General features: G+C 71.2%; 19 protein-coding genes, 2 tRNA genes and 2 pseudogenes. 15 read left to right on the top strand and 8 right to left on the bottom strand.

Annotated features, from left to right (window positions below; genetic code table 11):
• Positions 1-24: 24 nt before the first annotated feature.
• The gene (locus tag Ade02nite_RS20470; protein WP_203765797.1) at positions 25-687 is read right to left on the bottom strand and encodes a DUF4097 family beta strand repeat-containing protein; all 663 of its coding nucleotides are present in this window, start codon (positions 685-687) and stop codon (positions 25-27) included.
• Between the two features lie 222 nt (positions 688-909).
• Here Ade02nite_RS20470 and Ade02nite_RS20465 point away from each other — a divergent pair, with 222 nt between their 5' ends.
• The 3 genes from Ade02nite_RS20465 (at position 910) to Ade02nite_RS20455 (ending at position 2,679) form a co-directional block, all read left to right on the top strand.
• Entirely contained in the window at positions 910-1,632 is a 723-nt protein-coding gene (locus Ade02nite_RS20465; RefSeq protein ID WP_203765795.1) for a GbsR/MarR family transcriptional regulator, read from the top strand.
• A 78-nt stretch (positions 1,633-1,710) separates the two neighbouring features.
• Positions 1,711-2,406, top strand: coding sequence for a hypothetical protein (locus tag Ade02nite_RS20460; protein ID WP_203765786.1), 696 nt, complete (start codon positions 1,711-1,713; stop codon positions 2,404-2,406).
• Positions 2,407-2,418: 12 nt separating this feature from the next.
• Positions 2,419-2,679 (top strand): hypothetical protein, encoded by a 261-nt coding sequence (locus tag Ade02nite_RS20455; protein ID WP_203765784.1) that lies wholly within the window; start codon positions 2,419-2,421, stop codon positions 2,677-2,679.
• 135 nt (positions 2,680-2,814) lie between these two features.
• Here the strand turns inward: Ade02nite_RS20455 and Ade02nite_RS20450 are convergent, their stop codons facing one another.
• Positions 2,815-4,272, bottom strand: coding sequence for a cryptochrome/photolyase family protein (locus Ade02nite_RS20450; protein ID WP_203765782.1), 1,458 nt, complete (start codon positions 4,270-4,272; stop codon positions 2,815-2,817).
• Between the two features lie 78 nt (positions 4,273-4,350).
• On the opposite strand from Ade02nite_RS20450, the pseudogene Ade02nite_RS20445 reads away from it, so the two are divergent.
• From Ade02nite_RS20445 to Ade02nite_RS20435, 3 genes and pseudogenes are all read left to right on the top strand, one after another.
• Positions 4,351-4,503, top strand: a pseudogene (locus Ade02nite_RS20445) (SulP family inorganic anion transporter); the annotation flags it as partial.
• Positions 4,504-4,651: 148 nt separating this feature from the next.
• Entirely contained in the window at positions 4,652-5,197 is a 546-nt protein-coding gene (locus Ade02nite_RS20440) for a TetR/AcrR family transcriptional regulator (protein ID WP_203765780.1), read from the top strand.
• 83 nt (positions 5,198-5,280) lie between these two features.
• On the top strand, positions 5,281-6,693 hold the full coding sequence (locus tag Ade02nite_RS20435) for an MFS transporter (RefSeq protein ID WP_203765771.1): 1,413 nt from the start codon (positions 5,281-5,283) through the stop codon (positions 6,691-6,693).
• A gap of 117 nt (positions 6,694-6,810) precedes the next feature.
• Here Ade02nite_RS20435 and Ade02nite_RS20430 read toward each other — a convergent pair whose 3' ends face one another.
• Positions 6,811-7,530, bottom strand: a complete 720-nt coding sequence (locus tag Ade02nite_RS20430; RefSeq protein WP_203765763.1) for an IucA/IucC family C-terminal-domain containing protein — start codon at positions 7,528-7,530, stop codon at positions 6,811-6,813.
• Between the two features lie 373 nt (positions 7,531-7,903).
• Here Ade02nite_RS20430 and Ade02nite_RS20425 point away from each other — a divergent pair, with 373 nt between their 5' ends.
• Entirely contained in the window at positions 7,904-9,421 is a 1,518-nt protein-coding gene (locus tag Ade02nite_RS20425; RefSeq protein ID WP_203765828.1) for a peptide deformylase, read from the top strand.
• Here the strand turns inward: Ade02nite_RS20425 and Ade02nite_RS20420 are convergent.
• Positions 9,418-10,533: a globin domain-containing protein gene (locus tag Ade02nite_RS20420; protein WP_203765761.1), complete on the bottom strand. Its 1,116-nt coding sequence runs from the start codon at positions 10,531-10,533 to the stop codon at positions 9,418-9,420. The two genes, Ade02nite_RS20425 and Ade02nite_RS20420, sit on opposite strands and share 4 nt — an antisense overlap.
• Positions 10,534-10,671: 138 nt before the next feature.
• Here Ade02nite_RS20420 and Ade02nite_RS20415 point away from each other — a divergent pair, with 138 nt between their 5' ends.
• Complete coding sequence (locus tag Ade02nite_RS20415; protein WP_203765759.1) at positions 10,672-11,436, top strand: CPBP family intramembrane glutamic endopeptidase; 765 nt, start codon at positions 10,672-10,674, stop codon at positions 11,434-11,436.
• Here Ade02nite_RS20415 and Ade02nite_RS20410 read toward each other — a convergent pair.
• Complete coding sequence (locus tag Ade02nite_RS20410) at positions 11,423-12,133, bottom strand: hypothetical protein (protein ID WP_203765757.1); 711 nt, start codon at positions 12,131-12,133, stop codon at positions 11,423-11,425. The genes Ade02nite_RS20415 and Ade02nite_RS20410 overlap by 14 nt on opposite strands.
• Positions 12,134-13,126: 993 nt before the next feature.
• On the opposite strand from Ade02nite_RS20410, the gene Ade02nite_RS20405 reads away from it, so the two are divergent.
• A tRNA-Ser gene (locus Ade02nite_RS20405) sits at positions 13,127-13,217 on the top strand.
• A 41-nt stretch (positions 13,218-13,258) separates the two neighbouring features.
• Positions 13,259-13,331, top strand: a tRNA-Arg gene (locus Ade02nite_RS20400).
• Here Ade02nite_RS20400 and Ade02nite_RS20395 read toward each other — a convergent pair.
• On the bottom strand, positions 13,297-14,877 hold the full coding sequence (locus Ade02nite_RS20395; RefSeq protein WP_203765823.1) for a tyrosine-type recombinase/integrase: 1,581 nt from the start codon (positions 14,875-14,877) through the stop codon (positions 13,297-13,299). The two genes, Ade02nite_RS20400 and Ade02nite_RS20395, sit on opposite strands and share 35 nt — an antisense overlap.
• A 500-nt stretch (positions 14,878-15,377) precedes the next feature.
• On the opposite strand from Ade02nite_RS20395, the gene Ade02nite_RS20390 reads away from it, so the two are divergent.
• Genes Ade02nite_RS20390 through Ade02nite_RS20380 form a run of 3 tightly spaced genes read left to right on the top strand, consistent with a single transcriptional unit; the run spans position 15,378 to position 19,982 of the window.
• The gene (locus Ade02nite_RS20390) at positions 15,378-17,960 is read left to right on the top strand and encodes a helix-turn-helix transcriptional regulator (RefSeq protein ID WP_239168904.1); all 2,583 of its coding nucleotides are present in this window, start codon (positions 15,378-15,380) and stop codon (positions 17,958-17,960) included.
• Between the two features lie 49 nt (positions 17,961-18,009).
• Positions 18,010-18,804, top strand: coding sequence for an alpha/beta hydrolase (locus Ade02nite_RS20385; protein ID WP_203765753.1), 795 nt, complete (start codon positions 18,010-18,012; stop codon positions 18,802-18,804).
• Positions 18,801-19,982, top strand: a complete 1,182-nt coding sequence (locus Ade02nite_RS20380) for an APC family permease (RefSeq protein WP_203765744.1) — start codon at positions 18,801-18,803, stop codon at positions 19,980-19,982. Before Ade02nite_RS20385 ends, Ade02nite_RS20380 begins: the two co-directional genes overlap by 4 nt.
• Before the next feature lie 28 nt (positions 19,983-20,010).
• Here the strand turns inward: Ade02nite_RS20380 and Ade02nite_RS50740 are convergent.
• Positions 20,011-20,181, bottom strand: a pseudogene (locus tag Ade02nite_RS50740) (STAS domain-containing protein); the annotation flags it as partial.
• Between Ade02nite_RS50740 and Ade02nite_RS20375 the strand changes: the two are divergent.
• A complete protein-coding gene (locus Ade02nite_RS20375; RefSeq protein WP_239168903.1) occupies positions 20,128-22,788 on the top strand; it encodes a helix-turn-helix transcriptional regulator in 2,661 nt (886 codons plus the stop codon). The pseudogene Ade02nite_RS50740 and the gene Ade02nite_RS20375 overlap by 54 nt on opposite strands.
• Here Ade02nite_RS20375 and Ade02nite_RS20370 read toward each other — a convergent pair.
• A complete protein-coding gene (locus Ade02nite_RS20370) occupies positions 22,763-23,557 on the bottom strand; it encodes an alpha/beta fold hydrolase (RefSeq protein ID WP_203765741.1) in 795 nt (264 codons plus the stop codon). The genes Ade02nite_RS20375 and Ade02nite_RS20370 overlap by 26 nt on opposite strands.
• A gap of 86 nt (positions 23,558-23,643) precedes the next feature.
• Between Ade02nite_RS20370 and Ade02nite_RS20365 the strand changes: the two genes are divergently transcribed.
• A complete protein-coding gene (locus Ade02nite_RS20365; RefSeq protein ID WP_203765739.1) occupies positions 23,644-26,262 on the top strand; it encodes a LuxR C-terminal-related transcriptional regulator in 2,619 nt (872 codons plus the stop codon).
• Positions 26,263-26,283 lie beyond the last annotated feature (21 nt).

Here is a 26,283-nt window from a genome sequence, read left to right as displayed (position 1 = left end):
TCCGCTCCTCAAGGGGTGTGTGGGTCAGAGGCTGCGAGCGACGATGTCGCCGTAGGCCGTGGTGGCGTGGATGTCGAGCTCGGTCGTGCCGTCGTTCTTGAGGCTGTTGCTGATCCGGCCGTGGCCGGTGGTGGCGTCGAGGGCCGCCGAGGTGCCGCGGGCGGCGTCGACCGTGATGCTGCCGGCCTGCGTACGCAGGACTGCCTTGCCGCGGACCGCCTCGGTGAGGTGGATGTCGCCCTTGGCGGTGGTGATCTCGGCCGGCCCGGTGAGGCGGCCGACCGTGACGTCGCCGGAGGCCGTGGTGACGCGCAGGCTCGCGGCCTCGTCGACCTTGATGTCGCCCTGCGCGCCCTCGAAGACCACGTCGCCGAGGCGGCCCACGCCCCGGAAGCCGGCGGCGGCCGCCTTGGCCTCGACCCGGGAGCCGGCGGGCAGCTGGACGGTCACCTCGATGGAGCCGGTCGCGCCGAGGAGCTGGTTCTTCGCCTCCGCGACGATCCGCAGGACGCCGTCGGCGTACTCGACCCTGGTCTGCTCTGCGATCTTGACGTCGCGGCTCTTCGCGGCGTCGGCCGGCCGGACCTCGACCGTGGTGTCGGCGCGGTCGGCGGCGATGAAGCGGACGTCGCCGGCGGGGATGTCGAGGATGGCGGTGATGGCGGCGGGGGTGTCGAAGTTCTGCATTGCGCTCTCCCTGAGCTCGTCGTTTCCGATGCCAGAAACGCTACGTTGCGTTCGCAGATCGAGCAACAACCCTGTTGCACTGGAAACGTAAAAGCGCAGCTCAGTGTACAAATATCGTTGCAACAGCGCGTGGATCTAACGCAACGACTGCGTTGCAGCCGTTGCAATGGAGCGGGAATGAACGCTAAGCTGAGCACCACACCACAGGCGAAGGAGACCGCGATGCCGGGAGGCAGACTCACCCAGCAGGAACGCCAGCAGATCGCGCTGGGCCTGGCCGACGGTCTCGCGTACGCGGAGATCGCCCGGCGCATCGACCGCCCCACCTCGACGATCACCCGTGAGGTGATGCGCAACGGCGGCCCCGGGGGATACCGCGCCGACCTGGCCCACCACGCCACCGAACGCCGTTCCCGCCGCCGCCGGCAGTCCGCGTCGCGCGTGCCGGGTGCGGCGCCACAGGCCGGTGGCCGGGACAGCGAGGCCATGCGGGAGTACGAGGAGGCGTTCACCGCCAACCTCATGCAGTCCGGCCTGCCCCGCATGATGGCCCGGGCGCTGACGGCGCTCTACACCAGCGACGGCGGCACCCTCACCGCGTCCGAGCTGGTCCAGCACCTTCAGGTCAGCCCCGCGTCGGTCTCGAAGGCGATGGCGTTCCTCGAAGGCCAGGGCCTGATCCGCCGCGAGCGCGACGAGGGCCGCCGCGAGCGCTACATCGTCGACAACGACGTCTGGTATCAGGGCATGATCGCCGCCGCCCGGTCCAACGCCGAGCTCGCCCGGCTGGCCCGGCAGGGCGTCACCGTCCTCGGCCCCGGCAGCCCGGCCGCCGTCCGCCTCGAGAACATCGCCCGCTTCGTCGACTTCGTGGCCGAGAGCATCGTCCGCGCCGCCGAACAGGCCCGCGAGATCCTGTACGCGGAGCCGCCCAAGCCGGAATAGCCCGGCCGATCACCCGTCCCGTTCCGGAACCCTGCCTGGTGAGATCGATCCGCTCCAGCCGGCAGAGGGGACGGATCGATGAACGACGTGGCCCACCTGATAGCCACAATGGACCGCTTCGGGCGGTACACCTTCGCCCCGATGGACTACGAGGGCGACGCCGGCGCGATCTGGTCCGAGATCATCGCTCCGCTCTACCCCATCGCGCAGGCGGACCCCGCGGGCTTCGTCACCGACCTCGCCAAGACGCTGATCCCCGTGGGTGGATGGGCGGTCTACGGCGGCTCCCACGCCGTGCGCGAGCTGCTGGGCGGCGACTTCCGGCACCCCGCGTCCGACGAGCTCATGGAGCATTCGCTCGATTTCCTGCGCTCCCGGGGCGTGCCCGACTCGCGCCTCACCGGCCACGAGCACCAGTACTGGGTGGAGCATCGTGGCCGCGAGGAGCCGTGGCTCGCCGGCCGGCCCCGGCCCAGACCGGACCAGGCACCGATCCCCGACCTCGCTCCCGGTGAGGTCCGCCTCGTGGCGCGGGTCGCCCCGGAGCCCGATGCCAACCTGGTCCTCGTCCAGCGCGGCGGCGCCGGCTACGTCGCCGTGATCGACGCACGGCAGAGCGACGAGGACCCCACCCGCGCCCGCTGGGACTGGAAGACGGCGCCGACGCTCAACGACCTCTACTGGGCGATCGGCATCGCCTTCCAGATCCCGACCCACTGGTACGCCGCCGAGCTCGGCCCCTTCTTCCCCCTGCCCCGCCCACAACTCGACTGAAATGAGGCCGGCATGGAATTCGCTCTCGGTATCGCCTACTTCATCGGCATCTTCATCGCGATGGTGGTGACCCGGCATCGCGCCGGAGTCGGACAGGGCCGCATCAAGGTTTTCGGACGTGACGGCTTCGGCCTCGGCTGGGTGCTGGGCAACGCCTTCGCCTGCCTGTTCTGGCCCGTGACGCTGGTCATCTGGCTGTCCCGCGGCCGTCCGGAACCGCGCGTCGTCTTCAACGAGCGGGCGCGGGAACGCAAGGCAGCACAACAAATCTGAGGAGATGAGATGGCATCGTCGTGCGCGTGCGTCAAGGCAGGCCGATCGATCTGCCGGTGGTGCAAGGAGGCGGAATGGCACCGGATCCCGCCCGCCCGTCACCAATGTCAGTGGGGCAGATGCTCGTAAGCCCGGTCAGGGGGCTCGCGATCCGCGGGCCCTCTCCTGCTCGAGCAGGGCGTCGAGGTCGTCGAGGCGGTGCAGGCCCCGCAACGGCTGCCGCATGCGGTGGTTTCCCGTGAGGGTCTGCTCGTGGCGGGCGAGGAAGGTCCAATACCCCGCCGTGTACGGGCATGCGTTGTCGCCGGCGCGCACCTTCGGGTCGTAGCGGCAACCGCCGCAGTAGTCGCTCATGCGGTTCACATAGGACCCGCCAGCCGCGTACGGCTTGGTGCTCATGCGGCCGCCGTCGGCGTACTGGCTCATGCCGACCACGTTCGCCGTCATGACCCACTCGTAGCCGTCGACGAAGCAGCGGTGGAACCAGTCGGCGACCGCGCCGGGCCGCCAGCCGCGCTGCATCGCGTAGTTGCCGAGGATCATCAGCCGGGGGATGTGGTGCACCCAGCCCCGGTCGCGCACGCCGGCCAGCACGTCGGAGAGGCAGCGCGCCTCCACCGCGTCCGCGTTCAGCTCCGCGAACCACTTCGGCAGCCCGCGCCGGGCGTGCAGCTCGTTGGTGGCCCGGTAGTCCGGCTCGAAATACCAGTACAGGTGCCAGATGAAGTCGCGCCAGCCGAGGATCTGGCGGACGAAGCCCTCGACGCTCGCCAACGGCGCAACACCGCGGCGGTACGCCTGCTCGGCGCGTTCGATCACCTCGAGCGGGTCGAGCAGCCCCAGGTTGATCGCCGCGCTGAGCATGCTGTGCGCCATCAGAGGGTCGGCGGCGAGCATCGCGTCCTCGTGCGGGCCGAACGCCGGCAGGCGGTGCTCCACGAAGTGGCGCAGCCGGGCCAGCGCCTCCTTGCGCGTCGCCGGGAACAGCCGCGGCCCGTCGTTGCCGACGAAGGTGATGCCCTCCTCGCGCTCCCAGCGGTCGAGGTCGGCGCGGACCTCCTCGTCGATCTCGTCCTCGACGATCTCGGGCGGAGCCGGTACGCCGAGCCGGCCGGCGCCGCGCGGGGGTGGCTCGCGGTTGTCGGCGTCCAGGTTCCACCGCCCGCCCACCGGCTCGGTGCCCTCCATCAGCACGTCGTGCCGCTGCCGGGCGTACCGGTAGAAGTCCTCCAACCGCAGGTGGTCGCGGCCCGCCGCCCACGTCACGAAGTCCTGCGGCGCGGTGACGAAGCCGCGCGGCGGCAGCATCTCGACCCCGGGCAGCCGGGTGACCAGACCGCGCGCGGCACGGGACGTCGGATGGCAGACGCTGAGCGGCTCGGTGACGGCCTCGGCGTACGTCTCGGCCTTGATCAGCCGTACGTTGTCGTCCTGGGCGCGGTGCCGCAGCGCGGACAGCACCAGGTGGGCCTTCTGCCGGTGGAAGACGCGCCGCCGGAAGACCGCCTTCGACTCCACCAGGAGGACCGGCTGGCCGGGCGCGTCCAAGAAGTGCGGCCCGAGCTGGTCGGCGAAGAGCCAGCGACGCTTCATCCTTGCCATGCTGCCGCACGCGCCGCAGCGGCGCGTGATCATCGGCACGACCGGCCAACTCTCCTCTCACCGGAGGCCATCTCGTTCTCGATCCTGGCCGGTGTCGACCCGAGGATCGGCCTGTTCGCCTCGTTCACCATGGCCGTGACGATCGCCTTCACCGGCGGCCGCCCGCCGATGATCTCGGCCGCCACTGGTGCGGTCGCCCTCGTCGTCGCGCCGCTGCCGAAGACAAGGTCCGGGCGCTGCGCGACCAGCTGGCCATGGCCGAGGGCTTCGCCGGCGAGATGCGCGCCCACATCAATCAGCACAACCGCTGAGCCGACGGTGATCGACGGCACTTTGTACGGCGGCCGCATGTGAGTGTTTAATTACTTGCATGACGGGCAAGGTGCGGCAGCGGTCGACTGCCGAGGAGCGACGCCAGACGGTGATGAGCACCGCCATCCGGGTCTTCGCCGCCAAGGGCTACTACGGCACGAGCACGGTCGAGGTGGCGCAGGCGGCGGGCATCTCGCAGGGCTACCTCTATCGGCTCTACGCCGACAAGGAGGCGCTCTTCATCGCCGTCGTCGACTACTGCTCGCAGCGGCTGCGCGACAACGTGGCGGCGGCCATGGCGCGGGTGACCAGCACCGACCCCGAGGCGGTGCTCGATCAGCTGCGGGTGGCGTATCGGCAGCTCATCGACGACCGTGACCTGCTCATGGTGTTGATGCAGGCCAACTGCGCGGCCGGCGTGCCGGCGATCGGCGAGGCGGTCCGGCAGTGCTACGCCACCCAGGTGGAGTACGTGCGTGCCGCCTCCGGCGCGACGGACGAGCAGCTGCGCCGCTATTTCGCCGACTCGCTGCTCGCCAACGTGGTGTCCGCGGTCGGCGCGGACGCCATCGACGCACCCTGGGCGCGCACGCTGCGCGCCTGAGCCGGCTGTTACCGGGCCGCCACTCGGCGGCCCTTCTTCTGACCCATTATGTAAGTGGTTAACCGCTAACTAGGAGCTTCGCCATGTCCCACCCACGCCGCGCCGGCCTCTTGCTGGCGCTGCTGGCCTTCGCGCAGTTCATCAGCGCGATCGACTACAACATCGTCTACGTGGCCCTGCCGGAGATCGGCCGGGCGGTCGGCTTCAGCGCGACCAGCCTCCAGTGGGTGGTCAGCGCCTACGCGGTCGCCTTCGGCGGCCTCCTGCTGCTCGGCGGCCGGGCGGTCGACCTGTTCGGCAGGCGCCGCATGTTCGTGCTCGCCCTCGCGCTGTACGGTCTCGCGTCCCTCGCCGGTGGACTGGCCACCGACCCGGGCGCGCTGGTCGCCGCCCGGGCGGTGCAGGGCCTCGGCGGCGCCCTGCTGCTGCCCGCCACGCTCGCGACGATCAACACCAGTTTCGAGGAGGGACCCCGGCGGCACCGCGCCCTCGCCGTCTGGGGCGGCGCCGGAGCGGTCGGCATGGCGCTGGGCTCGCTGCTCGGCGGGGTGCTGACGGACTGGTTCGGCTGGCAGGCCGTCTTCTATGTCAACGTCCCGCTCGCTCTCGGCGCCGCGCTTGTGGCCCTGCGGCTGATGGCCGCCGACCCCGCCGGCGTGCGGAGGCGCCGGCTCGACCTTCCCGGCGTGCTGACCGCCACCCTGGGCTTCACCGCGCTGGTCTTCGGCATCGTGCAGGGACCGGAGCTCGGCTGGAGCAGCCCCGCCGCGCTCGGCGCGATCCTCGGCGGGATCGCCCTGGTCGGCGTCTTCCTGGTGATCGAGGGCCGCACGGCCGACCCGCTCATGCCGCTCGTGCTGCTGCGCAACCGGAGCCTGGTCACCGCCATGGGCGTGACGTTCATCTTCATGGGCACGTTCGGCGCCCAGTACTACTTCCTCACCGTCTATCTCCAGGACGTGCTGGGCTTCGACGCCCTGCGGTCGGGCTTCGCGTTCCTGCCGTCCGCGCTGGTCGGTCTGGTCGGCACGAAGGCGAGCGAGAAGCTGCTCGGCCGGATCGGCGTGCGGTCCACCGTGCTGCTCGGACTGCTCACCGGCGCCGCCGGCATGGCCCTGCTGGCCGCCGGCATGTCACCGGGCGGCGGATACGCGGCGCTGACGCCGGGCCTCGTGCTCATCAGCCTGGGGCAGGGTGTCACCTGGACCGCCATGTTCGTCGCGGCGGGCACGGGCGTCCGGGCCGAGCACCACGGCGTCGCGTCGGCCATGGCCTCGACGATGCAGCAGATCGGCGGCGCGGTGGGCCTCGCGGTGCTGGTGGCGGTCGCCACGAGCGGCGCGCACGGAGCGGCCGGGGCCGAGTTGGTGCCAGGACTGCGCTCCGCCGGCTGGACCGCCGCCGCCCTCACGGTGCTGGGCGCGGCGATCGCCCTGACCCTGCCCAAGCCCGCGAGCGCGGCTCGGCGGGAGCCCGCGATCAGCGTCGCCTCGTGAACGGGAAGCGCAAGTGGGCAGCACAGCCCGGCGGCGGAGTGAGGGCGTGACCGGCGACGGCGCGAATCCCGGGAGGCGTGGGCCTTTCGCTGCCTCGTACCTCTGGGGTCTTGGTCGTCAGGATTTGATGCAGCAGCCCTTGCAGACCTTGGGCTTGGGCAGGGTGAAGGCCAGGCAACAGGTCTTGCGCTGCACCTCGAGCTTGCCGATGGGGCCGGGGACCAGGTCGATCAGGTCTTCGACGCCGAGGGCGTGGTGGAGGGCGGCGATGTTCTCGCGGGAGGGGCCGGGGATGACGTCGGCCGAGCGGAGGATGCCCTGGGCCACGCCGGAGCTCAGGGAGCCGAGGAGGGTGCGCTTGCCGAGGCGGACCCGGTCGTGGATGGCGTCGAGCAGCGGGGCCAGGTGGCTGTCGAGCAGGGAGGCGCGCAGCTCGGCCAGGAGGGCCCGCTCGTCGGGGACCACGCGCACCTGGGGCAGGCCGGCGATGGCGATCGGGTCGCCGGGCAGGACCGCGACCGGGATGTCGGCTCGCAGGCCCAGGGTCACCAGGGGGCGTGGGTCGTTGAAGTGCAGGAGGACGTCGCCGGCGGTGAGCAGCGGGACGCGGCGTGCCGACGCCCAGCCGAGCACGGCGGGCAGGGCCAGCCAATACGTGTACGCCTTCCAGGCCAGCGCGGCGGCGGCGTGCGGCTGGGCGTTCCAGCGGCGGCCGGCGGAGTCGAGGAAGGTGTCGAGATTTTCGGTGACGAGCGAGGTGGCGGGTGTCCAGCCGGAGCTGTCGCGCACGAGGAGATCGGGGGCGAGGCCGGGGATCTCGGTGCTCGTGCCGAACATGGCACGCAAGGTCGCGGTGACCGGCGCGAGAGGTTGGGGGGCGGTTACCGTGCGTGTAACGCGGTGGAGTGCTGTGGTCACCGGCTGCTGCCCGCCCGCGGCGACGTCCCGAGAGCTGTCACCGCATTCACCTCGCTAAATCGAGTGGGCACCAAACGGCCGAAACGGCGCCGTCATGACGACCCACCGTACACCTCTAAGGGTAGCCTAACCAAGCCGAACTTTCGGACTAATACCCTCAGGCAGGGTGAGCTAACGTTCGGCACGCATGTTGCCGGATTCGTCAAGGTATCTGTCGGCAACGCGCTAGTAGCGCGATGTGGACACGCGCGGCGGCGACACTGAAATTCTCGTCGCGAAGGGGACATCGATGATGACCACCTCGCCCGTCGAGCGGGCCGCTGACCAATTCGTTACGGCGTTGGCGCACTGGCGGGTCGAGCGCGGGATGAGCAAGAAGCAACTCGCCGCGCGCATGGGGTTCGACCCCTCGTACGTCAGCCATGTCGAGGGGCGGCGGCACAAGCCGACCGAGGACTTCGCCCGCCGTGCCGAGGCGGTGCTCGGTGCCGGCGGCGCCATCTGGGAACGCTTCCAGGAGTACGACCAGCTTCGCCATGCCCGCAGCACGGCCCTCCACCGCGATCCGCCGGTGCCCGTGCAGTGGCTGCCGCCGGGCACCGGGCTGATCGTCGAGCGCGAGGTCGCCGAGCTCACCTTCGTGGACGGCACGTACCGCTGCCGGGTGCGCCGCGCGCTCTACAACGCGGGCTCCGAGCCGGTCACGCGCTACCTCGTGAAGATCGCGGTGGACCGCTACCCGAACGACCCGACGGGCTCCAACCGCCACCACCGCGAGCACCCGCTCACCTTCGACGAGATGGCGCTGGTCGCCTGCGCCGGCGAGGGCGACGCGATCGAGCCGATGCAGTGGCGGGTCAAGCTCGACCGGGACGCGTCCAAGGAGATCTGGCTGCTGTTCGCGAACGAGCGCGGGCAGTTCGCGCTCTACCCGGGCGAGCGCACGACCATCGAATACGCGTACACGGTCGGAGTCGAGAAGTGGGGCCAGTGGTTCCAGCGCGCGGTCCGGCTCCCCACGCGGCGGCTCACCGTGCGGCTCGACTTCCCGGCCGGGTTCGACCCGCAGGTGTGGGGCGTCGAGACGTCGCTGGCCGCCGAGGTGCCGGTGCGCACGCCGATGGAACGGCACGACCAGGGCGACCGGGCGGTCTTCGAGTGGTCGACCGACGCGCCGCAGCTCAACGCGCGCTACCGGCTCGAGTGGCGGTTCCGCGGGGCGAACGCGCCGTCGTACCCGGCAGTGGCTCCGAGCGCCAACAACGGCAACCAGCGGGCCTCCGGTCAGATGCGCGGCGTCGGCATCGTGCAGCGCGGCTCGGAACTGCTGCGCCAGCGCGCCCGGCACTTCCAGCTGCCGCGCGAGGAGACCGAGGCGCGCGAGACGGTCGACGCGCTGCTGAGCGCGCTGGCCCGGCTCGAGCAGGTGCACGACTTCACCAAGGGCGTCGGGCTGTCGGCGCCGCAGATCGGGCGTTCGGTGGCGGTGGCGGTGGTGCGCGCGGCCGGCGGCGAGTCGGAGCCGGTGGTGCTGCTCAACCCGCGGGTGGTCGGCGAGTCGGCCGACCGCGACGAGCAGTACGAGGGATGCCTGTCGTTCTTCGACTACCGGGGCCTGGTCAAGCGCCCGGAGCGGATCGACGTGGAGCACGCCCGCTACGACGGCACGCGGGTGATCACGACCTTCGAACGGGCCATGGCGCGGCTGGTGGCGCACGAGATCGACCATCTGGAGGGGCGGCTCTACGTCGACCGGATGAACGCCGAGTCCAACCTCGTGCCCGACTACCAGCGGCCCTGGGCCGTCTAGGGCAGGTCGGTGAAGCTGTCGTACTTGATGCGGATCGACGGGACCTGCAGCTCGGCGAGCGTCTTGAGCGTGGCCTTCACCATCGGGCCCGAGCCCGAGACGAAGAAGTCGTGCTCGTTCCACGGGCCGTAGCGGGCGACCACGTCCGAGATCATGCCCTGCTCGCCGGGGAAGGTCGGGTCGTTGCTGCACGCGGTCACCACCGAGAGCCAGGGATAGCGGGCGGCGAGCCGGTTGAGGTCGGCCAGGTCGTAGAGGTCCTCGCGGTTGCGCGCGCCGAAGAAGACGTGCACCCAGCGGGTCCGGTTGTAGCGGGTGAGCTCCTCGAGCAGCGACTTGATCGGCGCCAGGCCCGTGCCGCCGGCCACGAAGACGGTGTCGCGGGTCGACCGTCGGTCCAGGGTCATCGAGCCCATCGGGGCGGCCAGCCGGATCATGTCGCCGACCTCCAGCCGCCGCACGAGCGCGCTGGACACCCAGCCGGCGCCGACCGCGCGCACGTGGAACTCGAGGGTGTTGTCCCGGCGGGGCGCGTTCGCGACGGAGTACGTGCGCCAGAGCCGCGGCTGGATGCGCGGGCACTCGACGCTCACGTACTGGCCGGCGCGGAACTCCAGCGGTTGCAGGGGCTGGACCGTGAAGACGGCGATGTCCTGCGCGCGGCGCTCGTGGGCGACCACCTCGGCGTACCAGTAGGGCGGGTTGGTGTCGGCCTCCGCCCCGCCGAGCATCTTCGAGGCGATCACGGCGTACGCGTCCGCCCACGCCTGGTCGTACTCGACGCTCCAGCTCTCGCCGGCGTACTGCCGCATCGCTTCGATCAAGGCGCCACCCACCACCTCGTAGTGCTCCGGTTCCACGTGGAACTTCCGGTGATCGCGGCCCAGGGCACGCAGGTACGAGTCGAACTTCTCCGGATCCTCGAGCGTCTGCACGGCGGTCACGATCGCGTTCAGCAGCCGGGATCGCTGCATGTCCATGTGGACCGGGAACAGGTCCCGCAGCTCCGGGTGCGACAGGAACATGCGAGCGTAGAAGTAGCCGGCGACCTTCTCCTGATGCTCCTCGATGAGGCTCCAGCTCTCCTTGAGCAAGCGTCCGAGGTCTCCCATGGATTCAGGGTGGTCACAGCAGTCGGATAGGCGACGCACGGAACGTGCGACTCATCTCCCCGCACGCCGTGACCGATGACCCGATAAGTCCGTTTAGGGGGTGCCTGGGATCCTCGTTCGAGTGAGTAGCTTTGTCGCGTGACTCTTGATCAGCGGACCGGCCGCAGGCTCCTGACCGGCGAGATCATCATCGTGCTGCTGCTGTCCCTGGGGCAGAGCGCGGTGTACGCGGTGGTGTCGCTGATCGCCAAGCTGACGGCCGGCAAGCCGCTGTCGTCGCAGTCGGCCGTGCTGAACGCGTCCCAGTCGCCCCGGCCGTACCTGGACCTCACGTACCAGCTCCTGGGAATCTTCTTCGATCTCGTCCCGGTGGCGCTGGCCCTCTATCTGCTGATGCGCGACAACATTTCGGTACGCCGCACGCTGGGCCTCGGCTTCGACCGCCCCGCCTCCGACACCGGGTGGGGCTTCGGCCTCGCGGCGCTCATCGGCATCCCCGGGCTGGGGCTCGTCTACGTGGCGTCGGTGCTCGGGCTCAACGCGCAGATCGTGCCGGCCGCCCTCCAGCCCGTGTGGTGGGCGGTGCCCGTGCTGATCCTGTCGGCGGCGCAGAACGCGATCCTCGAAGAGGTCATCGTCGTCGGCTACCTGATGACCCGGCTGCGGCAGCTGAGCATGTCGACCGTCTGGATCGTGGTGTGCTCGGCCGTGCTGCGCGGCTCCTACCACCTCTATCAGGGGTTCGGGGCGTTCGTCGGCAACGCCGTCATGGGCGTGCTCTTCGCGCTGTTCTACCTGCGGTTCAAGCGCGTGATGCCGCTGATCATCGCGCACACGCTGCTGGACGTGGTGGCCTTCGTCGGCTACACGCTGCTCCCCGAGTCGTGGCTTAGCTGGATCTGAAGTACTTGTTGGCCCGCGCCGCGGTGGCGTCCGCGGCGGCGGTGTTGACGACGATCGCGGCGAGCAGGCTCGTGCCGGGGAAGCGGCGGTTGATCCGCTTGACGGCGGCCCAGGCGGCGGTCTGCGCGGTGAAAAGCCCGGCGAGGCGCCACAGAGGTTCCTTCGAGTCGTACGCGGGGCGGCGCGCCTCGGCGAGCGCACCGACGGCGTCGGCCTTGGTCCGGTGCACGCGAGCGATGACAAGCAGATCGGCGGCCCGCTCCTCATCCGTGGGATCCAGCCCGTACGCGGCGGCGATGTGCAACGTGAGCTCGGCATCGGTGAGCGCGGCGGCGCCCAGCAGCGCGACCGGCGCGTAGGAGCCGGCGATCGCGCCGAGCACGCTGGTCAGGCTGCCGAAGCGGGTGAACTGCCGGGTCGCCAAGCGGGCCAGGGCGGCCGGGGTCGCGGTGGGGTAGGCGTCGCGCATGCGGGCGGCCCATTCCTGCGCCCGGGGGCCGAGGGTCTGGACGGCGGCTATGGCGAGGAGCTCGGGGGCGCGGGCGGGGTCGGCGATCAGGGCGGCCCAGGGGTCGGTGCGGTTTGGTTGTGCGGCGGGTTCGGGTGCCGTGCCTGTGGAGGCGGGCGTCTCTGCCTGCGGCGCGGGGGTTGCGCGTGCCGCGGCCGTGGAGGCGGGCTGTCCCACCTCCACGGACATTTCCGAAATTTCCGCTTTTTTCGGCGGCTCCTCTGGCGTGCGCTCAAGCTTCTTCCGCGGTCGGGGCGTTTCCCGTGCTGGCTTGAGATCTCTCTGCGTGGGCTCGGGCGTTTGCGGTGCGGGCTCGGGCGTTTGCGGTGCGGGCTCGGGCGTTTGCGGGGCGGGTTCGGCCTTCTGCGGCGCGGGCTCGGGCCTCGCTGGTGCTGACTGATGTTTGTGCGGCGCCGGCTGCTGTCTTTCTGGCGCCGGCTGGGGCGTCTCGGGCGCCGGCTGGGGCTGCTCCGACGCCGGCTGGGGCGTCTCGGGCGCCGGCTGGGGCTGCTCTGACGCCGGCTGGGGCTGCTCTGACGCCGGCTGGGGCGTCTCGGGCGTGGGCTGGGGCTTCTGCGGCACCGGCTTGGGCTTTTCCGGCGCGGGTGGTGTGACGGCTGGGGTGCTGCTTTGGGCGGCGGTTGCGGCTGCCTTCGTGGTTCGAGGCCGGCGGGTCCGCGGGGCCGTTTCAGCCTTTGCGGCGGGCTCGTCTTCCACGGGCGCCGGTTTGGCCGTGGCGGCCGGCCGGGGTTGGCGTGCCTTGCGCGGTGTGGGCTTGCGCACAGACTCCTGCGCCGCAGGCCGCTCGTCCTCACCCTGGGTAGCGGCAGGCTTGCGCGGAGCGTCGGACCGAGTCGGCCGGTCGGCGGCGGTCCCCTCGGACGGGTGATCTTCGGCACTGGGAGGCTGGAACGTGACCGGCGGCGCGGCCTTGGGCGCCCTCTTCCGGGGCTTCTCCGGCGCCTCCGGCTCCCCGGTCGCACTGAACGAAGGCCGCGGGCTGCGAGCACGCGGCGCACGGCGGCGCTCCGTAGGCGGGTTCTCCTCCATGCCGTGGGAGCCTAGCCCCAACGAGCACATTTCACCTGTTGGAGCCCGTTACGACCCGCCCGGCGTGGCCCGCTTTGTGCGCCCGCGAGCTGGTCCGGTATCCTCAAGCGTCGGTAGCCCTGCGGCTACCGGGGAGACTTCGCCTAGTCTGGTCTATGGCGCCGCACTGCTAATGCGGTTGGGGTTTTAAAGCCCCTCCCGGGTTCGAATCCCGGAGTCTCCGCGTGTAAGGCCGGTGTGTATGCTGGTCGAGCACCAAGGCAAGCGCCCGTAGCTCAATGGATAGAGCATCTGACTACGGATCAGAAGGTTAGGGGTTCGAGTCCCTTCGGGCGCACAACATCATTGAGGGTCTGATCTGCGGAAACGCGGGTCGGGCCCTTTGTGCTGTCCGGTCCTAGTGGACGGTGGGTGTCACGTGGGTGCGATATGGGTGCCGCCGCCGAGACGGCATTTTCGCGCTGTTGCCGCGTCGTGACCTGCGGCTTTCCCGCCCGCTTTCTCGTCGAGGTCGGGGAAGCACCTGTTTTCGGTTTCGCCGGCGCCGGAGCGATGACCTTGGGGCTGCGGTCCGGTCGGTTCTTGCGCGCCTTGCTCTTGATCTTCTTGCGGGTGCGGCGGGCCGCATTCAGGACGAGCTGGGCGGTGGCGTCGGCGCACCGGCGCTGGATCTGCGGCAGGACGCTGGTGTAGGTGTCGGCGGTGATCACGATGGTGGAGTGCCCGAGCAGATCTTGCAGGGTCTTCAGGTCGGCGCCGGCCTCATGGGCGAGCGAGGCGGCGCCGTGGCGCAGGTCGTGCAACCGGATCGGGGGCAGGCCGGCCCGGTCGAGGAGTTTACGGAATCGGGTGGTGGCGTAGTTCGGGTTGATTGGCAGCCCGTCGGTCCGGACGAACACGTATCCGGAGTCGGTCCAGCGCTGGCCGTCGGCCAGGGTGTCGCGCCGTTGGTCGAGTTGCTGGCGGTGGTGGGTGCGCAGGATCTGCACGGTGCGTTTGTCCAGGGCGACGGCTCGGCGGCCGGCGGGGGTCTGGGGTTGGCCTTCGACGATCTGGTAGCCGGCGGTGGTTCGGTTGCGTTCGATGGTCAGCACGGCATGGTCGAGGTCGATGTCGGCCCACCGCAGCCCGCATAGCTCCCCGCGGCGCAGACCGCGCAGGCCGGCCAGCCACCACAGTGCGTACAGCGCATCGTCGGTGACCGAGCCCAGGAAGGTGGCCAGCTGGTCGGCGGTCCAGACCGCCACCGCTGGGTGGACACCGGTTTCCTGCCACGCCGCGACGCGTTCGTCGGTCCAGACTTTGGCGTGCGGCTGCTGATAGCCGCTGATCTCAATATGGCGGGCCGGGTTGCAGTCCAGCACACCCTCCTTGATGGCCAGGTTGAGGGCGGCGCGCAGGGTGGTGCGCAGGTGCTGCATCGCCGACGCCGACTGCGGCCGGCCCTTGCTGTTGCGGGTGTCGGCGATGGCGGCGAACACGGTGCGCAGCAGCCGGGCGTCGAGCCCGGCGAGGCGGTAGCGGCCGAGGTGCGGGATCAGGACGGTTTCGACGTCGCGGGTGTAGTGGAACCGGGTCGTCGGCCGGATGCTGGTCCGCGAGGCGACCCAGTGCCGCAGCCAGCGTTCGACCGTCCAGCCTTCCGCGGTACGGTCCGCGGCCGTGCGGGCCAGGAACTCGTCTCGGGCCTGGCGGGCGGCAGCCTGCGACGGGTAGCCGCCACGGCGGGCGCGTTCGCGGCGTCCCAGCAGATTGGTCGCCGAGCAGTGGAAGTACCAGGTGCCGTGGCCACGCTCGGCGAGCTGGGGACAAGACTGCTCAAGCCTTCGCCGGCCGGCGTCGCGGCACCCACACCGTTTGAAGATCACGCCTGGTTCCGCCATCATGCACCGCCTTGCTCGTCACGGGCTTTCCCTCACGGTGAATCCTGGTTCCGGCGATGACAGTCGCTCTGTGGGGTGAATCCGGCCGGGTCCGCGCCGTGCTCGATCTGCGCGGTCTGCCGGGGCCGGCAGCGGTGGCATCCGGTGGATGTAGCGCCTTCGTTCAGCGGTGGCCGGGCTCGGCCGGCAAGTGGGGTCGGCCTGTTCGCGCAGGACGCCGTCGGGACGGACAGGCGAATCACCAGTGACCAGCAGCACAGCGGGGTGGTGTCCGGATCTGCGCCCAACCGGATCTTCGAGTTGAGCCGGCTGCTCGCGCAGTTGCACGACGGCAAGGGCCGGACCACCGTACTCGCCTCCTACGACGACGTCGCCGAGGCTTAGCGAGGGTTTCCGCGATGAGCTGGCCTGCCTGCCATACACCGATGCCGACCGGCTCGAGCCAAGCTCCTACTGGTCCAGTAGCAGTTCCGGTACGGTCGTCGGATGCCGGAGGTGTCATGATCGGGCGGGAGCGCGAGCTTGCCGCGCTGGCGACCTCGCAAGCGCCGGTGATGCTGCTTCGCGGCGAGGCGGGTGTCGGGAAGACCGCTCTTCTGGCGGCGGTCCCCGCTGAGGGTTTCAAGGTCTTGCGTGCTGCCGGTGTTGAGGCGGAGACGGCGATCGCCTATGCGGGGCTGCACCAACTGTTGCATCCGCTGATGCCGTTGACGGATGGCCTCGATCCGGGGCATCGGGCGACGCTGGAGGCGGTTCTCGACGGCACGCCGGCCGTCGCGCCCTCGGTGATGGCGCTTGGCGTGGCCGTGCTCGATCTTCTGTCCGTGGGGCCGCCGTTGCTGCTGATCGTCGATGATGGGCAGTGGTTCGACGTGCCGAGCATTCAGGTCTTGACCTTCGTCGCGCGGCGCCTCGGTGATCTGCCGGTGCGCCTTTGGGTCGCCGTACGAGAGGGCGTGCCGTCCCTCTTCGATGAGGCGGGTCTTGAGGAGCTCGCGGTGCCGGCGTTGTCGGCGGCGGACGCCGCGGATCTGCTCGACAGCCGCTTTCCTGATCTGCCGGCCGAGCATCGCCGTCTGGTGCTCGAGCACGCCGCCGGTAATCCGCTGGCCTTGGTCGAGCTGCCGTCGAGCATCGCCGAAGGGCTGGAGCCCGGCTTCGTCCCACTTCCTCGCCGTCTCGAGCGAGTCTTCGCATCGCGCATCCGTGCCCTTACCGCCCGGGAGCGGGCCGAGCTGTTGCGTCTCGCTTTTGATGGGGCCGGTCGTCACGGGTCGGGGTCGCGGTACGTGCCACGTGATGTGGAGACCGCCCGTGCCATGGGTCTGCTCGAGCAGGGTCGGCTCGCGTTCCGGCATCCGCTGGTCGCCTCGGCCGTCGTGCAGCTCGCTTCTCCGAATGAGCGTGCGGCCGCGCACGCCGACCTGGCCGCCCTGTACGAGGCCGATCTGGAGCGCCGTGCCGTGCACCTGGCCGCCGCGACCGTCGACCCGGACGCGGCTGTCGCCGCCGCGCTGGAGGGTGCCGCGCGATCGGCCGTACGCCGTGGCGGCGCGGCCACCGCGGTCCAGTGGCTGACCCGAGCTGCCGAGCTGAGCCCTCGGCCCGCCGATCGCGCCCGGCTGCTCGGCGACGCGGCGTTCGTGGCGGGCCAGGCCGGGCTGCTGGAACGCGCCGAGGTGCTGGTGGCTGCGGCCGACCGGGCGGACGGCCGGATCGCCTCGCCGGACGCGGTGCTGACCGCCGCGTACGTCGCCCTGTATCGGCACGGCGACGTGAGCATGCACGGCGTCGTCGCGGAGGTCCTGCGCCGGCGGCACGCCGAGCTGGACGACGCGATGCTGGCCCGGCTCGTGCATCTGCTGTTGGCGATCAGCCAGTTCGCCGCCGACCCCGTGACGTGGCGGGTGACCGACGAACTGGTCGAGCTGGTCCGCGACCGGCTGCCGGCGACCACGCTTCTGTTGCGCGACGCCTGGAGTGACGTCGCCCACCGGGGCGCCGGGCTGCGTGAGCGGATCAGCGAGGCGGTCGCGGCCACCGACGAGGCCGAGCCGTGGGACCTCATGCGCCTGGGGGTGGCGGCGTTCTACGCCGACTCGCTCGCGGACCTGCGGCCCTATCTGAGCCGGATGGTGGAGCGCGAACGCGAGACCGGTGCGGTTACGTCGTTGATGACGATGCTCCAGCTGACCGTGCTGGACGACATCGTGGCGGGCCGGTGGGACGACGCCGTGCGTGGCTGCACGGAGGGCCTGGCGTTGACCTCCGAGCACGGCTACGAGCTCTTCGGGCACCAGTTCCGGGTGTTCCTCGGCCTCGTCGCGGCTCAGCGGGGCGACACGGCCCGCGCCGCGGCGCTGCAGGCCGAGGTGGAGGCGTGGGCGCGGCCGCGGAAGGTCGGCTTCCTGCTCCAGTTCGCCGAGGACCTCGGGATGCTGGCGGCGCTGAGCTCCGGCGACTACGAGACCGCTTGGGCGTACGCGTCCGGCATCACGACGCCGGGCGCCTTCCCGGCATACGCCCAGCACGCGCCGCGGACGCTGCTCGACCTGGTGGAGGCGGCGCTGCACACCGGCCGCGACGATCTGGCGTGCGCGCACGCGGCGGCCGCGGCCTCGTTGCGGGGCATCTCGCCTCGGCTGGACCTGCTGATCGCGGGCACCCTCGCGATGACCTCGCCGTCTGCGGAGGCGTTCGCTGCCGCCTCGCAGGAGGAGTTTCCGTTCGAGTGGGCGCGTGTGCGCCTCGCCGAAGGTGTGTGGGGCCGGCGGCAGAAGCGGATCACCGAGGCGCGGGCGGCCCTCACGGCGGCCCTCACCACGTTCGAGCAGCTCGGCGCGGAGAGCTGGGCCGCCCGCACGCGTCAGGAGCTGCGCGCCGGTGCACCGAGCACGGCGTCGCTGACCGCGCAGGAGCGGCACATCGCCGAGCTGGCCGCGACCGGGCTGAGCAACAAGCAGATCGGCGCGCAGCTGTTCCTGTCGCCGCGCACGGTCGGCGCGCACCTCTACCGCATCTTCCCGAAGCTCGGCATCACCTCGCGGGCGGCGCTGCGCGACGCGCTGGAGTCACCCGGTTAGGTCATCCAACTGATTCGGCTGTGATGACTGCGCGACGACTCTTTGAGCCATGACACCTGTTGTTTTCATCCACGGTCTTTGGCTCCATTCCTCCTCCTGGCAGCCCTGGAGCGACCTGTTCGCCGCCCGCGGGTTCGACCCGGTGGCGCCCGGCTGGCCCGGCGAGTCGGCCTCGGTGGCCGAGGCGCGTAGCAACCCGTCGGCGGTCGCCGGTCTGGGCATCGATGACGTGACCTCGCACTACGCGAAGATCATCGCTGATCTGCCGGCCGAGCCGGTCATCATCGGCCATTCCTTCGGCGGCCTGATCACTCAGAAGCTGCTCGGTATGGGGCTGGGCCGCGCCGGCGTGGCCATCGACCCGGCCCAGATCAAGGGCGTCAAACCGCTGCCCTTCGCCCAGCTGCGCTCGGGCTTCCCGGTTCTGGGCAACCCCGCCAACAAGCGCCGCGCCGTCTCCCTGACCGCCGCGCAGTTCCGGTACGGGTTCGGTAACGCGATCGACGCCGCCGAGTCGGACGCGCTGTTCAACCGCTGGACCATACCCTCGCCCGGGCGGCCGCTGTTCGAGGCCGCGTTCGCGAACTTCACCAAGGACTCGCCGGCCGCCGTCGACACGGCCAACGCCTCGCGTGGGCCGCTCCTGCTCATCTCGGGCCAGCGCGATCACACCGTGCCTGACGTGGTCACCCGCGCGGCCTACAAGTTGTACGGCGATTCGACCGCCGTCACGGACCTCAAGCAGTTCCCCGACCGCGGGCACTCGCTGACCATCGATCCGGGCTGGCGGGCCGTCGCCGATGCCACGCTGGATTGGCTGGCCCGGCAGGGCATCACCCGATGAGCACGACGCGCGGCGTCGCGGTGTACGTGGCGGCGATCGTCGGGCCGGGGATCCTCACCCTGCCCGCGATCGCCGCCCGGCGAGCTGGTCCGGCCTCCCTGCTGGCGCTGGCTTTCATGCTCGCCGTGTCGGCGCTGATCGCGGCCACGTTCGTCGCGCTGGCCAGGCGCGTGCCGGTGGCCGGCGGGGTGGCCGCGTACGCCGAGCGGGCGTTCGGCCTGGGCCGGCTGGCCGGCTTCTGGTTCTATCTCGGGGTGCCGGTGGGGGTGACGGCGCTGGGCCTGATCGCCGGCGGTTACGTCAGCCCGCATCGGCCCGTGCAGGTCGCTGTTGCGGCCGGTGTGGTCGCGGTGGCGCTGCTGTCGGCGGCTCGGGGCCAGGGCGCCGGCGGGCGGCTGCCGCTCGTGCTGACCGGGCTGCTCGTCGTGCTCGTGCTGGCGACGGCGGCGGTCTCGCTGCCGCACGCCACGGCGGCCAACCTGCGCCCGTTCGCGCCGCACGGCTGGGGTGCGGTGGTGGCCGCGACAGTTCCGTTGGTGTGGGTGCTGACCGGCTGGGAAGCCGTGACGCCGCTGGCGCACCGGCTGCGCCGTCCCGGCCGGGTGGCGGCGTGGACCCTCACCATCGTCGCCGTGCTTTTCGCCGCGGTCGCCGTGCCGCAGGTTCTCGTTCTCGGACCGACGGTCGATGAGGCGCCGGTCGCCTCGCTGCTGAGGGTCGGCGTCGGTGCCGGTGCCGGTGCGATAGCCGCCGTCTTCGCGCTCGTGGTCGCGACGGGCAATGCCATCGCGTACACGACGGGTATCGCCGAGATCGGGATGACGCTAGGGCTGCGGCGCCGCCTCGTCGTCCCTGCCCTGATCATGGTCGGCGGGCTGGCGGCCGCGGCCGTGTTCGGCGTCGGCACGGCGGAACTGGTCGCGCTGTGTGCCGGGTCGCAGGTGCCGGTGTACGTGCTCGGCCTCGCCGCAGGGGTCAAGCTGCTACCTCGCGGCTTGCCGCGCGTGATAGCAGTGGTCGCCACCGTTACCGTCTCGCTGTTGCTCATCCCGGTCGGCTGGTACCTGCTGGCACCCGCCGTGATTGCTGCCGTGGTCGGAGCGGGCGGACGTCGCCGCCGCGGACGGCGTCGGGAGAGTCCGCTCGAAGTAGGTCGGCCCAGCCCAGTACAGCGATGAGGCGGCCGATCGGGGCGGAGCAGCCCACGATCCAGAGGCGGCGGCCGCCTGCGCGTAGCTCCGCCGCAGTCCAGGCCAAGGTGCGCAAGCCGGCCACGTCGATGAAGGTCAGGTCGGTGATGTCGATGACCACGTCGCCTGGGCAGTGGCGCAGTACGTCGCAGGCGAGTTCCAGCATCGGCTGAGTGTTGAGGTCGATCTCGCCGCGCAGGCGTACGCCTGGGGGCGTCTGTGTCGCGGTGACCTCCAGTTGCCAGTCCATGAACGCCACGGTGGCTGGCGCCGGGACGGGGCACATCGCGCGGACATGCGATGTGACGTGCGCTTCTGCGTGTCGTTCTTCCTGGGCTTTCGGGACTTGAGACGGTTGGGTGGGATCATGAGAGGACGGGAGCGCGAAGTCGAAACTCTGCGCCGGCACATCGCCGCGGTGGCGGCCGGGCGCGGCGGGGTGGTGCTGATCGAGGCACCAGCCGGGTACGGAAAGACACGCCTGCTTACCGAGGCCCAAGAGATCGCCCAGACATTTGGGGTGGCTTGGCAGAAGCTGCCGGCCAACGCGGTGTCCGGCGTCGTGGCGGTCGACGACGCGCATTGGTGTGATCCGCGGACACTGGCGGAACTGCGCGCCGAGCCGGAGGGGCCGGTGCTGCGGATCCTGACCAGCACGAAGCCGCTCGACGGTTTCCCTGTGACGCTGCGACTAGGCGAGCTCGATGACGAGACGATCGAGCGGATCGCGGCCGACGAGCTCGGCGCCCTGCCGGACGCGGCGCTGAAAGCGGCGATACGCGAGGCCGGCGGCCGTCCCAAAGTGGTGCTCGACCTTTTGCGTGGCTTGCGGGAAGAGGGCGCCATCGCGATCGAGGGTGGCACCGCCCGCCTGATGAGAAACGTGATGCCGGCCCGGTCCCTCGCCGGCATCCGTTCGCGGCTCGACAAGCTCTCGGACAGGGCCCGGCGGGTGACGCAGGTAGCTGCGGTGCTCGGCCGAGACGTCGATCGGGCCGAGTTGGCCGCAGTCGTGGGCAGTGACGACGGCCTGGACGAGGCCGTCGCGGCCGATTTGATCACGGAGAACCCGCCGAGCTTCCGTCACGAGGTTGTGCGGGCGACCATCGCCGAAACCCTGCCCCTGTCCGTAAGCCGGGCGCTGCTGCGTCAGGCCGTTGATGTCCGCCTGGCCGCCGGGCGCACAGCCGACCAGCTTGCCGACGAGCTGCTTGCTTGCGCGACGGACGGCGATGGGAAAGCGATCCTGCTTCTTCGGAAGGCGGCATCCCGGCTTTCCGACCGCGAGCCTCGGCTCGCCGCCGAGTGTGCCGTGCGTGCTCTGGAGCTGACGCCGCGGACAGCGGCCGAGTTCGCGGGCATCGCCGCCGAGGCCGTACGTCTGCTGGCGGCCGACGGTCGCGTCGATCAGTGCCGCGAGATCGCGGGTCGGCTGCTCGACGAGGAACTGCCTTCGGACGCCGAGGTGCGCATTCGGTTGGAGTTGGCCCGGCTCAACGCCGCCTGCTCGTACGCGAAGACCATCGCCCTGTGCCACGCCGGCCGGACGGTGCCCAGCACGGAGATCAACGTACGGGCTCGTCTGTCCGCCCTGGAGGCGCTGACCACCGGCATCACCGGCAAGCTGGCGGTGAGCCGCGAGCTGACCGGCCGCGCCCTGGCGCAAGCCCTGGCCGCCGGCGATCGCGAGGCCCAGGCCACCGCCCGCATCGCCGCCTCGGTCCTGGCCTTTCATCGCGGCAACTGGAGCCGGGCACGGCAGCACCAGCGCGACGCGATCGCGCTCTCGGACGTCCCGTTCTGGGCGTGGGTGCCGGAGGGCTGCTGGATCGCGCTGCTGACCGGCGCCGAGGGCGAGACCGACCGTGCCCTGGCGCTGGCCGACGACGCTCTTCGCGCGGCGCGGGACAACGGGCGGCCGACCGCGGTGGGCCAGTGGGAGATGACCCGGGTGCGGCTGTTGCTCGACGCGGGACGCCTTGACGACGCCGAGGGGGCGGCGCGGGTGGTGCTGGAGTTGGCCGAGGAGTATGGGCGCAACGACTTCGCGATTGCCACGGCCCGGTACGCGCTGGGCCGCATCGCCCTGTACCGCGGCGACCCGGAGGGCATCGCACGGGCGGCCGCTGACGGCGAGCAGCTGGCCGGTCACCGCAACCCGGCGTTGCGGGCCACGGGAAACTGGCTGGCGGCGCTGGCCGCCGGGCGCGAACCGGGCCCCGACCGGCCCACGCCGTACGATCCCGCAGACGACGTTGTGGCCGTCCGCCGCACCCGCGACCGGCAACTGTTGACGGTGATGCAACGGCGAGCCCAGGGCATTCCTCTGCTGGAAGGCCTGGCGCTGCAGGCCCGCGGCCTCTTCGAAGAAGATCAGGATCTGCTGCGCCAGGCCGCCGACATCTTGAGGACCAGTCCCCGTCTGCTCGTCAAAGCGTCTGCCCTCGAGGATGCCGGCGGTGAGACCAACTGGCAGGAGGCCTTGGCCGCCTACGAGACGGCCGGTGCCCATGCTGACGCCGCCCGGGTGCGGGCCCGTCTGCGTGACGTCGGTGTCCACCGTCGCCGCACCGACGAAAGCGACGGCGAGCTCGGCCTGACCGCGACCGAGCTGACCGTCGCCCAGCTGGTGGCGGGCGGGGCGACGAACCGCGTTGTGGCCGAGCGCCTGTTCGTCTCCCCGCACACCGTGGACACCCACCTGCGGCACATCTACCGCAAGCTGCGCATCCGCTCCCGGGTCGAACTGACCCGGGTCATGCACACGCCTACGAGCGCGCCGCGGTCTCGATGACCCGCGTGACCGCGCCCGGCTGGGAGATCAGCGCCGCGTGCGAGGCGTTCACCTCGGTGGTCTTCGCGTGAGCGCGCTGCGTCATGAACCGCTGCGCCGCGACGGGGATCGCGTGGTCGGCCTTGGAGACGACCGCGTACGACGGGATGGTCTTCCACGCGGGCGTGCCGGACGGCTCGAGCAGGGCGCTCTGCGCGACCGGCCGCTGGGTGACGGCCAGCAGGTCGCTCTGCCACTTCGGCAGGTCGCCGGCGAAGACGTCGCGGAAGTTGGCCGGGTTGATGGTGACGTCGAGGTCGCCGTTCGGCAGCGGCGTCGCCTGAGTGGCCTCCGGGGTGAGTTTGCTGCCTTCGTACTTGGTGGCCAGCCCCAGCACGGTGTCACCGGCGTCCGGCACGAACGCCGAGACGTAGACCAGTGCCTTGACGTCCTTGTCGCCGGTCGCCGCGTTGGTGATCACGGCGCCGCCGTAGGAGTGGCCGACGAGCACGATCGGCCCGGTGGTCGCGTTGAGAACACTGCGAATGTACGCGGCGTCGGAGGCCAGCCCGCGCAGCGGGTTGGCCGGCGCCTTGACGGTGTAGCCGTCGTGCCGCAGCCGGGTGATGACGCCGTTCCAGCCCGACGCGTCGGCCCAGGCGCCGTGCACGAGCACGATCGTGGGCTTCGGCTTCGGGGCCTGTCCGGCCTGGGCGGCGGGTGCCGCGATCGCCACGCCCGCCACCGCGAGCGCGACGGCCAGCAGCCGCTTCGGAACAGAGAAACGCATGACGTTCCTTTCGAGATCGTCGGAGGGACGCCGCCCACGTTCGCCGCCGCCGGCAGGACGGACATCCCGTGAATGAGCGAGATCCTTTGACGCCGCTACGCGGGCGCGACGCCGAGCTCGGCTTGCTGCGTGCGGCGATCCGCCGCCTGGCCGATGGTCAAGGGCAGGTCGTCCTGGTCAGGGGCATGCCCGGCGTCGGCAAAACCCGGCTGCTCGCCGAGGCGGTCCGTAACACCGGCTTCGACGTACGCCACGCGGCCGGCGAGCTCGACCGGCGCGCCGTCCCATTCGCGCCGCTGCTGGACGCGCTGCCCGAGGCCGCCGGTGACGACGACCGCCGCTACTACGTGCTCAGCCGCCTGCAGGAGGCACTCGGCGACCGGCCGATGGTCATCGTGGTCGACGACCTGCAATGGTGCGACCCCGGCACGCTGCTGGCCCTGCGCACCCTTCCCGCGCGTGAAGCCGGCCGGCCGGTGCTGTGGTTGCTCGCCACCCGCACCGAGGCCGCCGACGCCGACGTTCGCTCAGCCCTGGCGGTGCTGGAGGACAACGGCGCCCGCACGATCGAGCTGGCGCCACTTGACGACGCGACGGCCGTCGCCATCGCCGCCGACCATCTCGGCGCGGCGCTCGACGAAGAACTCACCGACCTGGTTCGCAGTGCCGAAGGCCGGCCCCTGCTCCTGCAGGAGCTGCTGTTCGGACTGCGCGAGGAGGGCGCCGTCGCCACCGTCGACGGCGTCGCCCACCTGACCGGACGACACTTACCCGCACGGTTCCGGCATTCGATTCTGCGCCGCCTGGCGTCCGTCGCCGACACCACCCACGAGCTCGTCCAGGTCGCCTCGGTCCTGGCCCGGCACGTCGCACCGGACGAACTCGCCGACCTGATCGGCCTTCCCGTCGCCACGCTGGTGCCGGCCATCCAGGAGGCCCTCGCCGCCGACCTGCTCACCGAAGACGGCGCCGGACTCACCTTCCGCCACGACCTGGTCCGCGAGGCCGTCGAGTCCGAGGTGCCGCCGGCGCTGCGACGCACTCTGCGCCGGCAGGCGGTCAACCGTCAGCTCAAGCGTGGCATGCCCGTCTTCCAGGTCGCCGCCATGCTCGCCGAGACCGCCCAGCAAGGCGACCTGGAGGCGGTCGACCTGCTGCGCCGGGCCACGGCCGAACTCGCGGCAAGCGCTCCGGCGACCGCCGCCCAGATGAGCCTGCGCGCCGTGGACCTCTGCCCGCCGGACGCGCCGGAACGCGCGCTGATCGTCGCCGACGCCGTGCCGTTGCTCAACCGCGCCGGCGCGCCCCGCGAAGCGTTCGAGCTCGCCGACACCGTGCTCGGCACCGACATCCCACCCGACGTGGAACAGGGGATCAGGCTCGGCCTGGCCGGCGCGGCACTGCAACTGTCATTCACCGAGGCGACCAGGCAAGCCGAGCACGGACTGGCCCTGCCCGGCCCACTTCGAGGACCGCTGCTGGCGATCGAAGCCTTCAGCCTCGTTCTGGCCGGTGAGACCGAGACCGCCGACGCGCTGCTGCCCACGGCAAGGTCAGCCGTCGCGGGTGATCCGGCCGCCGAGGCCACTCTCATCAACGTCGAGTCGATCATCCGCAATTATCATGCCGACTTCACCGCCGCCCTGCGCCTGGCCGATCGGGCAGTGCAGATCCCGGCGCCCGTCAGCACGTTCTGGTCTCCCGAAATCTGGCAGGCGTGCCTGCGCGACATCGTCGGCCGCTCGGCGGAGGCCCTCGCTCAGGCCGACGATGGTGTTCACCGCGCCGGTCGCAGCCGGCAACCGATGCTTCTGCGGCTGTGGAGCATGACCCGCTGCCGGCTCCTGCTCGGCGCCGGCCGCCTCGACGAGGCCCGGGCCGAAGCCGAGGCGGTGCTGGGCATGTCCGACGAGCTGGGCCCCGGCAACTTCGCCGAGGTCACGGCGTACTACGTGCTGGGACGCGTTGCCGTGCACACCGGCGACCCGGCCTTGCGGGAACGCGGGACGGCGTACGCCGAGCGGATGCGCTCCGATGAGGCGCCGCTGGTGCGCCGCGTCGGTTCCTGGCTGGCGGCACAACTGGGCGAGGTCGAAGCGACCGCAGACGCCGAGTTCGACCGGCCGGTGAGCCCGCTGCTGAGCCCGATCGAGCCGACCGACGAGCCGGCCTACATCGCCCTCACCCTACGGGCCGGTCTACGAGACAGGGCGGCGGAAGCGCTCGCCCACGCCGAGCGGCGCGCCGCCAAGAACCCCGGGATCGTCCTGTTCGCGGCGGCGGCGAAACACGCCCGCGGACTGTTCGACGCCGACCGGGCCCTGCTGCTCGAGGCCGCAGAAGGGTACGAAACCCGGCCACTGGCCCAGGCCGCCGCCTGGGAACACGCCGGCGAGCTGGAGCGAGCCGAGGCAGCCTACGCCGCCTGCGGCGCCGAGAACGACGTGCAACGCGTGCGCGCTGCCGGCGTACGGCCGAGAACCGCAACCCGAAAGCGACCCGCTATCGGGTGGGACAGCCTGACCCCCACCGAGCTGGCGGTCGTCAGACTCGTGGCGGCCGGAGCATCCAACCGGGCCGTGGCGGAACAGCTGTACGTCTCACCGCACACCGTCAGTACCCACGTGCGACACGCGTTCGCGAAGCTCGGCGTGACCAGCCGGGTGGAGCTCGCCCGCATCGCCCTGCGTCACGACTCGGCCTGATATCGCATCATCGCGGGATGT

It is taken from the genome of Paractinoplanes deccanensis (assembly GCF_016862115.1).
Lineage (GTDB): Bacteria > Actinomycetota > Actinomycetes > Mycobacteriales > Micromonosporaceae > Actinoplanes > Actinoplanes deccanensis.
The sequence above is the reverse complement of the archived record's forward strand: the minus strand, read 5'-3'. Positions and strand labels throughout refer to the sequence as shown.

What these genes read in the sequence shown, in the direction of transcription:
- Ade02nite_RS20435 (WP_203765771.1), top strand. Translation starts at nt 5,281, where the DNA reads ATGTCCCACCCACGCCGCGCCGGCCTCTTGCTGGCGCTGCTGGCCTTC.
- Ade02nite_RS20420 (WP_203765761.1), bottom strand. Translation starts at nt 10,533, where the DNA reads ATGGGAGACCTCGGACGCTTGCTCAAGGAGAGCTGGAGCCTCATCGAG.
- Ade02nite_RS20465 (WP_203765795.1), top strand. Translation starts at nt 910, where the DNA reads ATGCCGGGAGGCAGACTCACCCAGCAGGAACGCCAGCAGATCGCGCTG.
- Ade02nite_RS20390 (WP_239168904.1), top strand. Translation starts at nt 15,378, where the DNA reads ATGATCGGGCGGGAGCGCGAGCTTGCCGCGCTGGCGACCTCGCAAGCG.
- Ade02nite_RS20425 (WP_203765828.1), top strand. Translation starts at nt 7,904, where the DNA reads ATGACCACCTCGCCCGTCGAGCGGGCCGCTGACCAATTCGTTACGGCG.
- Ade02nite_RS20440 (WP_203765780.1), top strand. Translation starts at nt 4,652, where the DNA reads ATGACGGGCAAGGTGCGGCAGCGGTCGACTGCCGAGGAGCGACGCCAG.
- Ade02nite_RS20385 (WP_203765753.1), top strand. Translation starts at nt 18,010, where the DNA reads ATGACACCTGTTGTTTTCATCCACGGTCTTTGGCTCCATTCCTCCTCC.
- Ade02nite_RS20460 (WP_203765786.1), top strand. Translation starts at nt 1,711, where the DNA reads ATGAACGACGTGGCCCACCTGATAGCCACAATGGACCGCTTCGGGCGG.
- Ade02nite_RS20430 (WP_203765763.1), bottom strand. Translation starts at nt 7,530, where the DNA reads ATGTTCGGCACGAGCACCGAGATCCCCGGCCTCGCCCCCGATCTCCTC.
- Ade02nite_RS20395 (WP_203765823.1), bottom strand. Translation starts at nt 14,877, where the DNA reads ATGGCGGAACCAGGCGTGATCTTCAAACGGTGTGGGTGCCGCGACGCC.
- Ade02nite_RS20410 (WP_203765757.1), bottom strand. Translation starts at nt 12,133, where the DNA reads ATGTCCGTGGAGGTGGGACAGCCCGCCTCCACGGCCGCGGCACGCGCA.
- Ade02nite_RS20470 (WP_203765797.1), bottom strand. Translation starts at nt 687, where the DNA reads ATGCAGAACTTCGACACCCCCGCCGCCATCACCGCCATCCTCGACATC.
- Ade02nite_RS20380 (WP_203765744.1), top strand. Translation starts at nt 18,801, where the DNA reads ATGAGCACGACGCGCGGCGTCGCGGTGTACGTGGCGGCGATCGTCGGG.
- Ade02nite_RS20455 (WP_203765784.1), top strand. Translation starts at nt 2,419, where the DNA reads ATGGAATTCGCTCTCGGTATCGCCTACTTCATCGGCATCTTCATCGCG.
- Ade02nite_RS20450 (WP_203765782.1), bottom strand. Translation starts at nt 4,272, where the DNA reads ATGAAGCGTCGCTGGCTCTTCGCCGACCAGCTCGGGCCGCACTTCTTG.
- Ade02nite_RS20370 (WP_203765741.1), bottom strand. Translation starts at nt 23,557, where the DNA reads ATGCGTTTCTCTGTTCCGAAGCGGCTGCTGGCCGTCGCGCTCGCGGTG.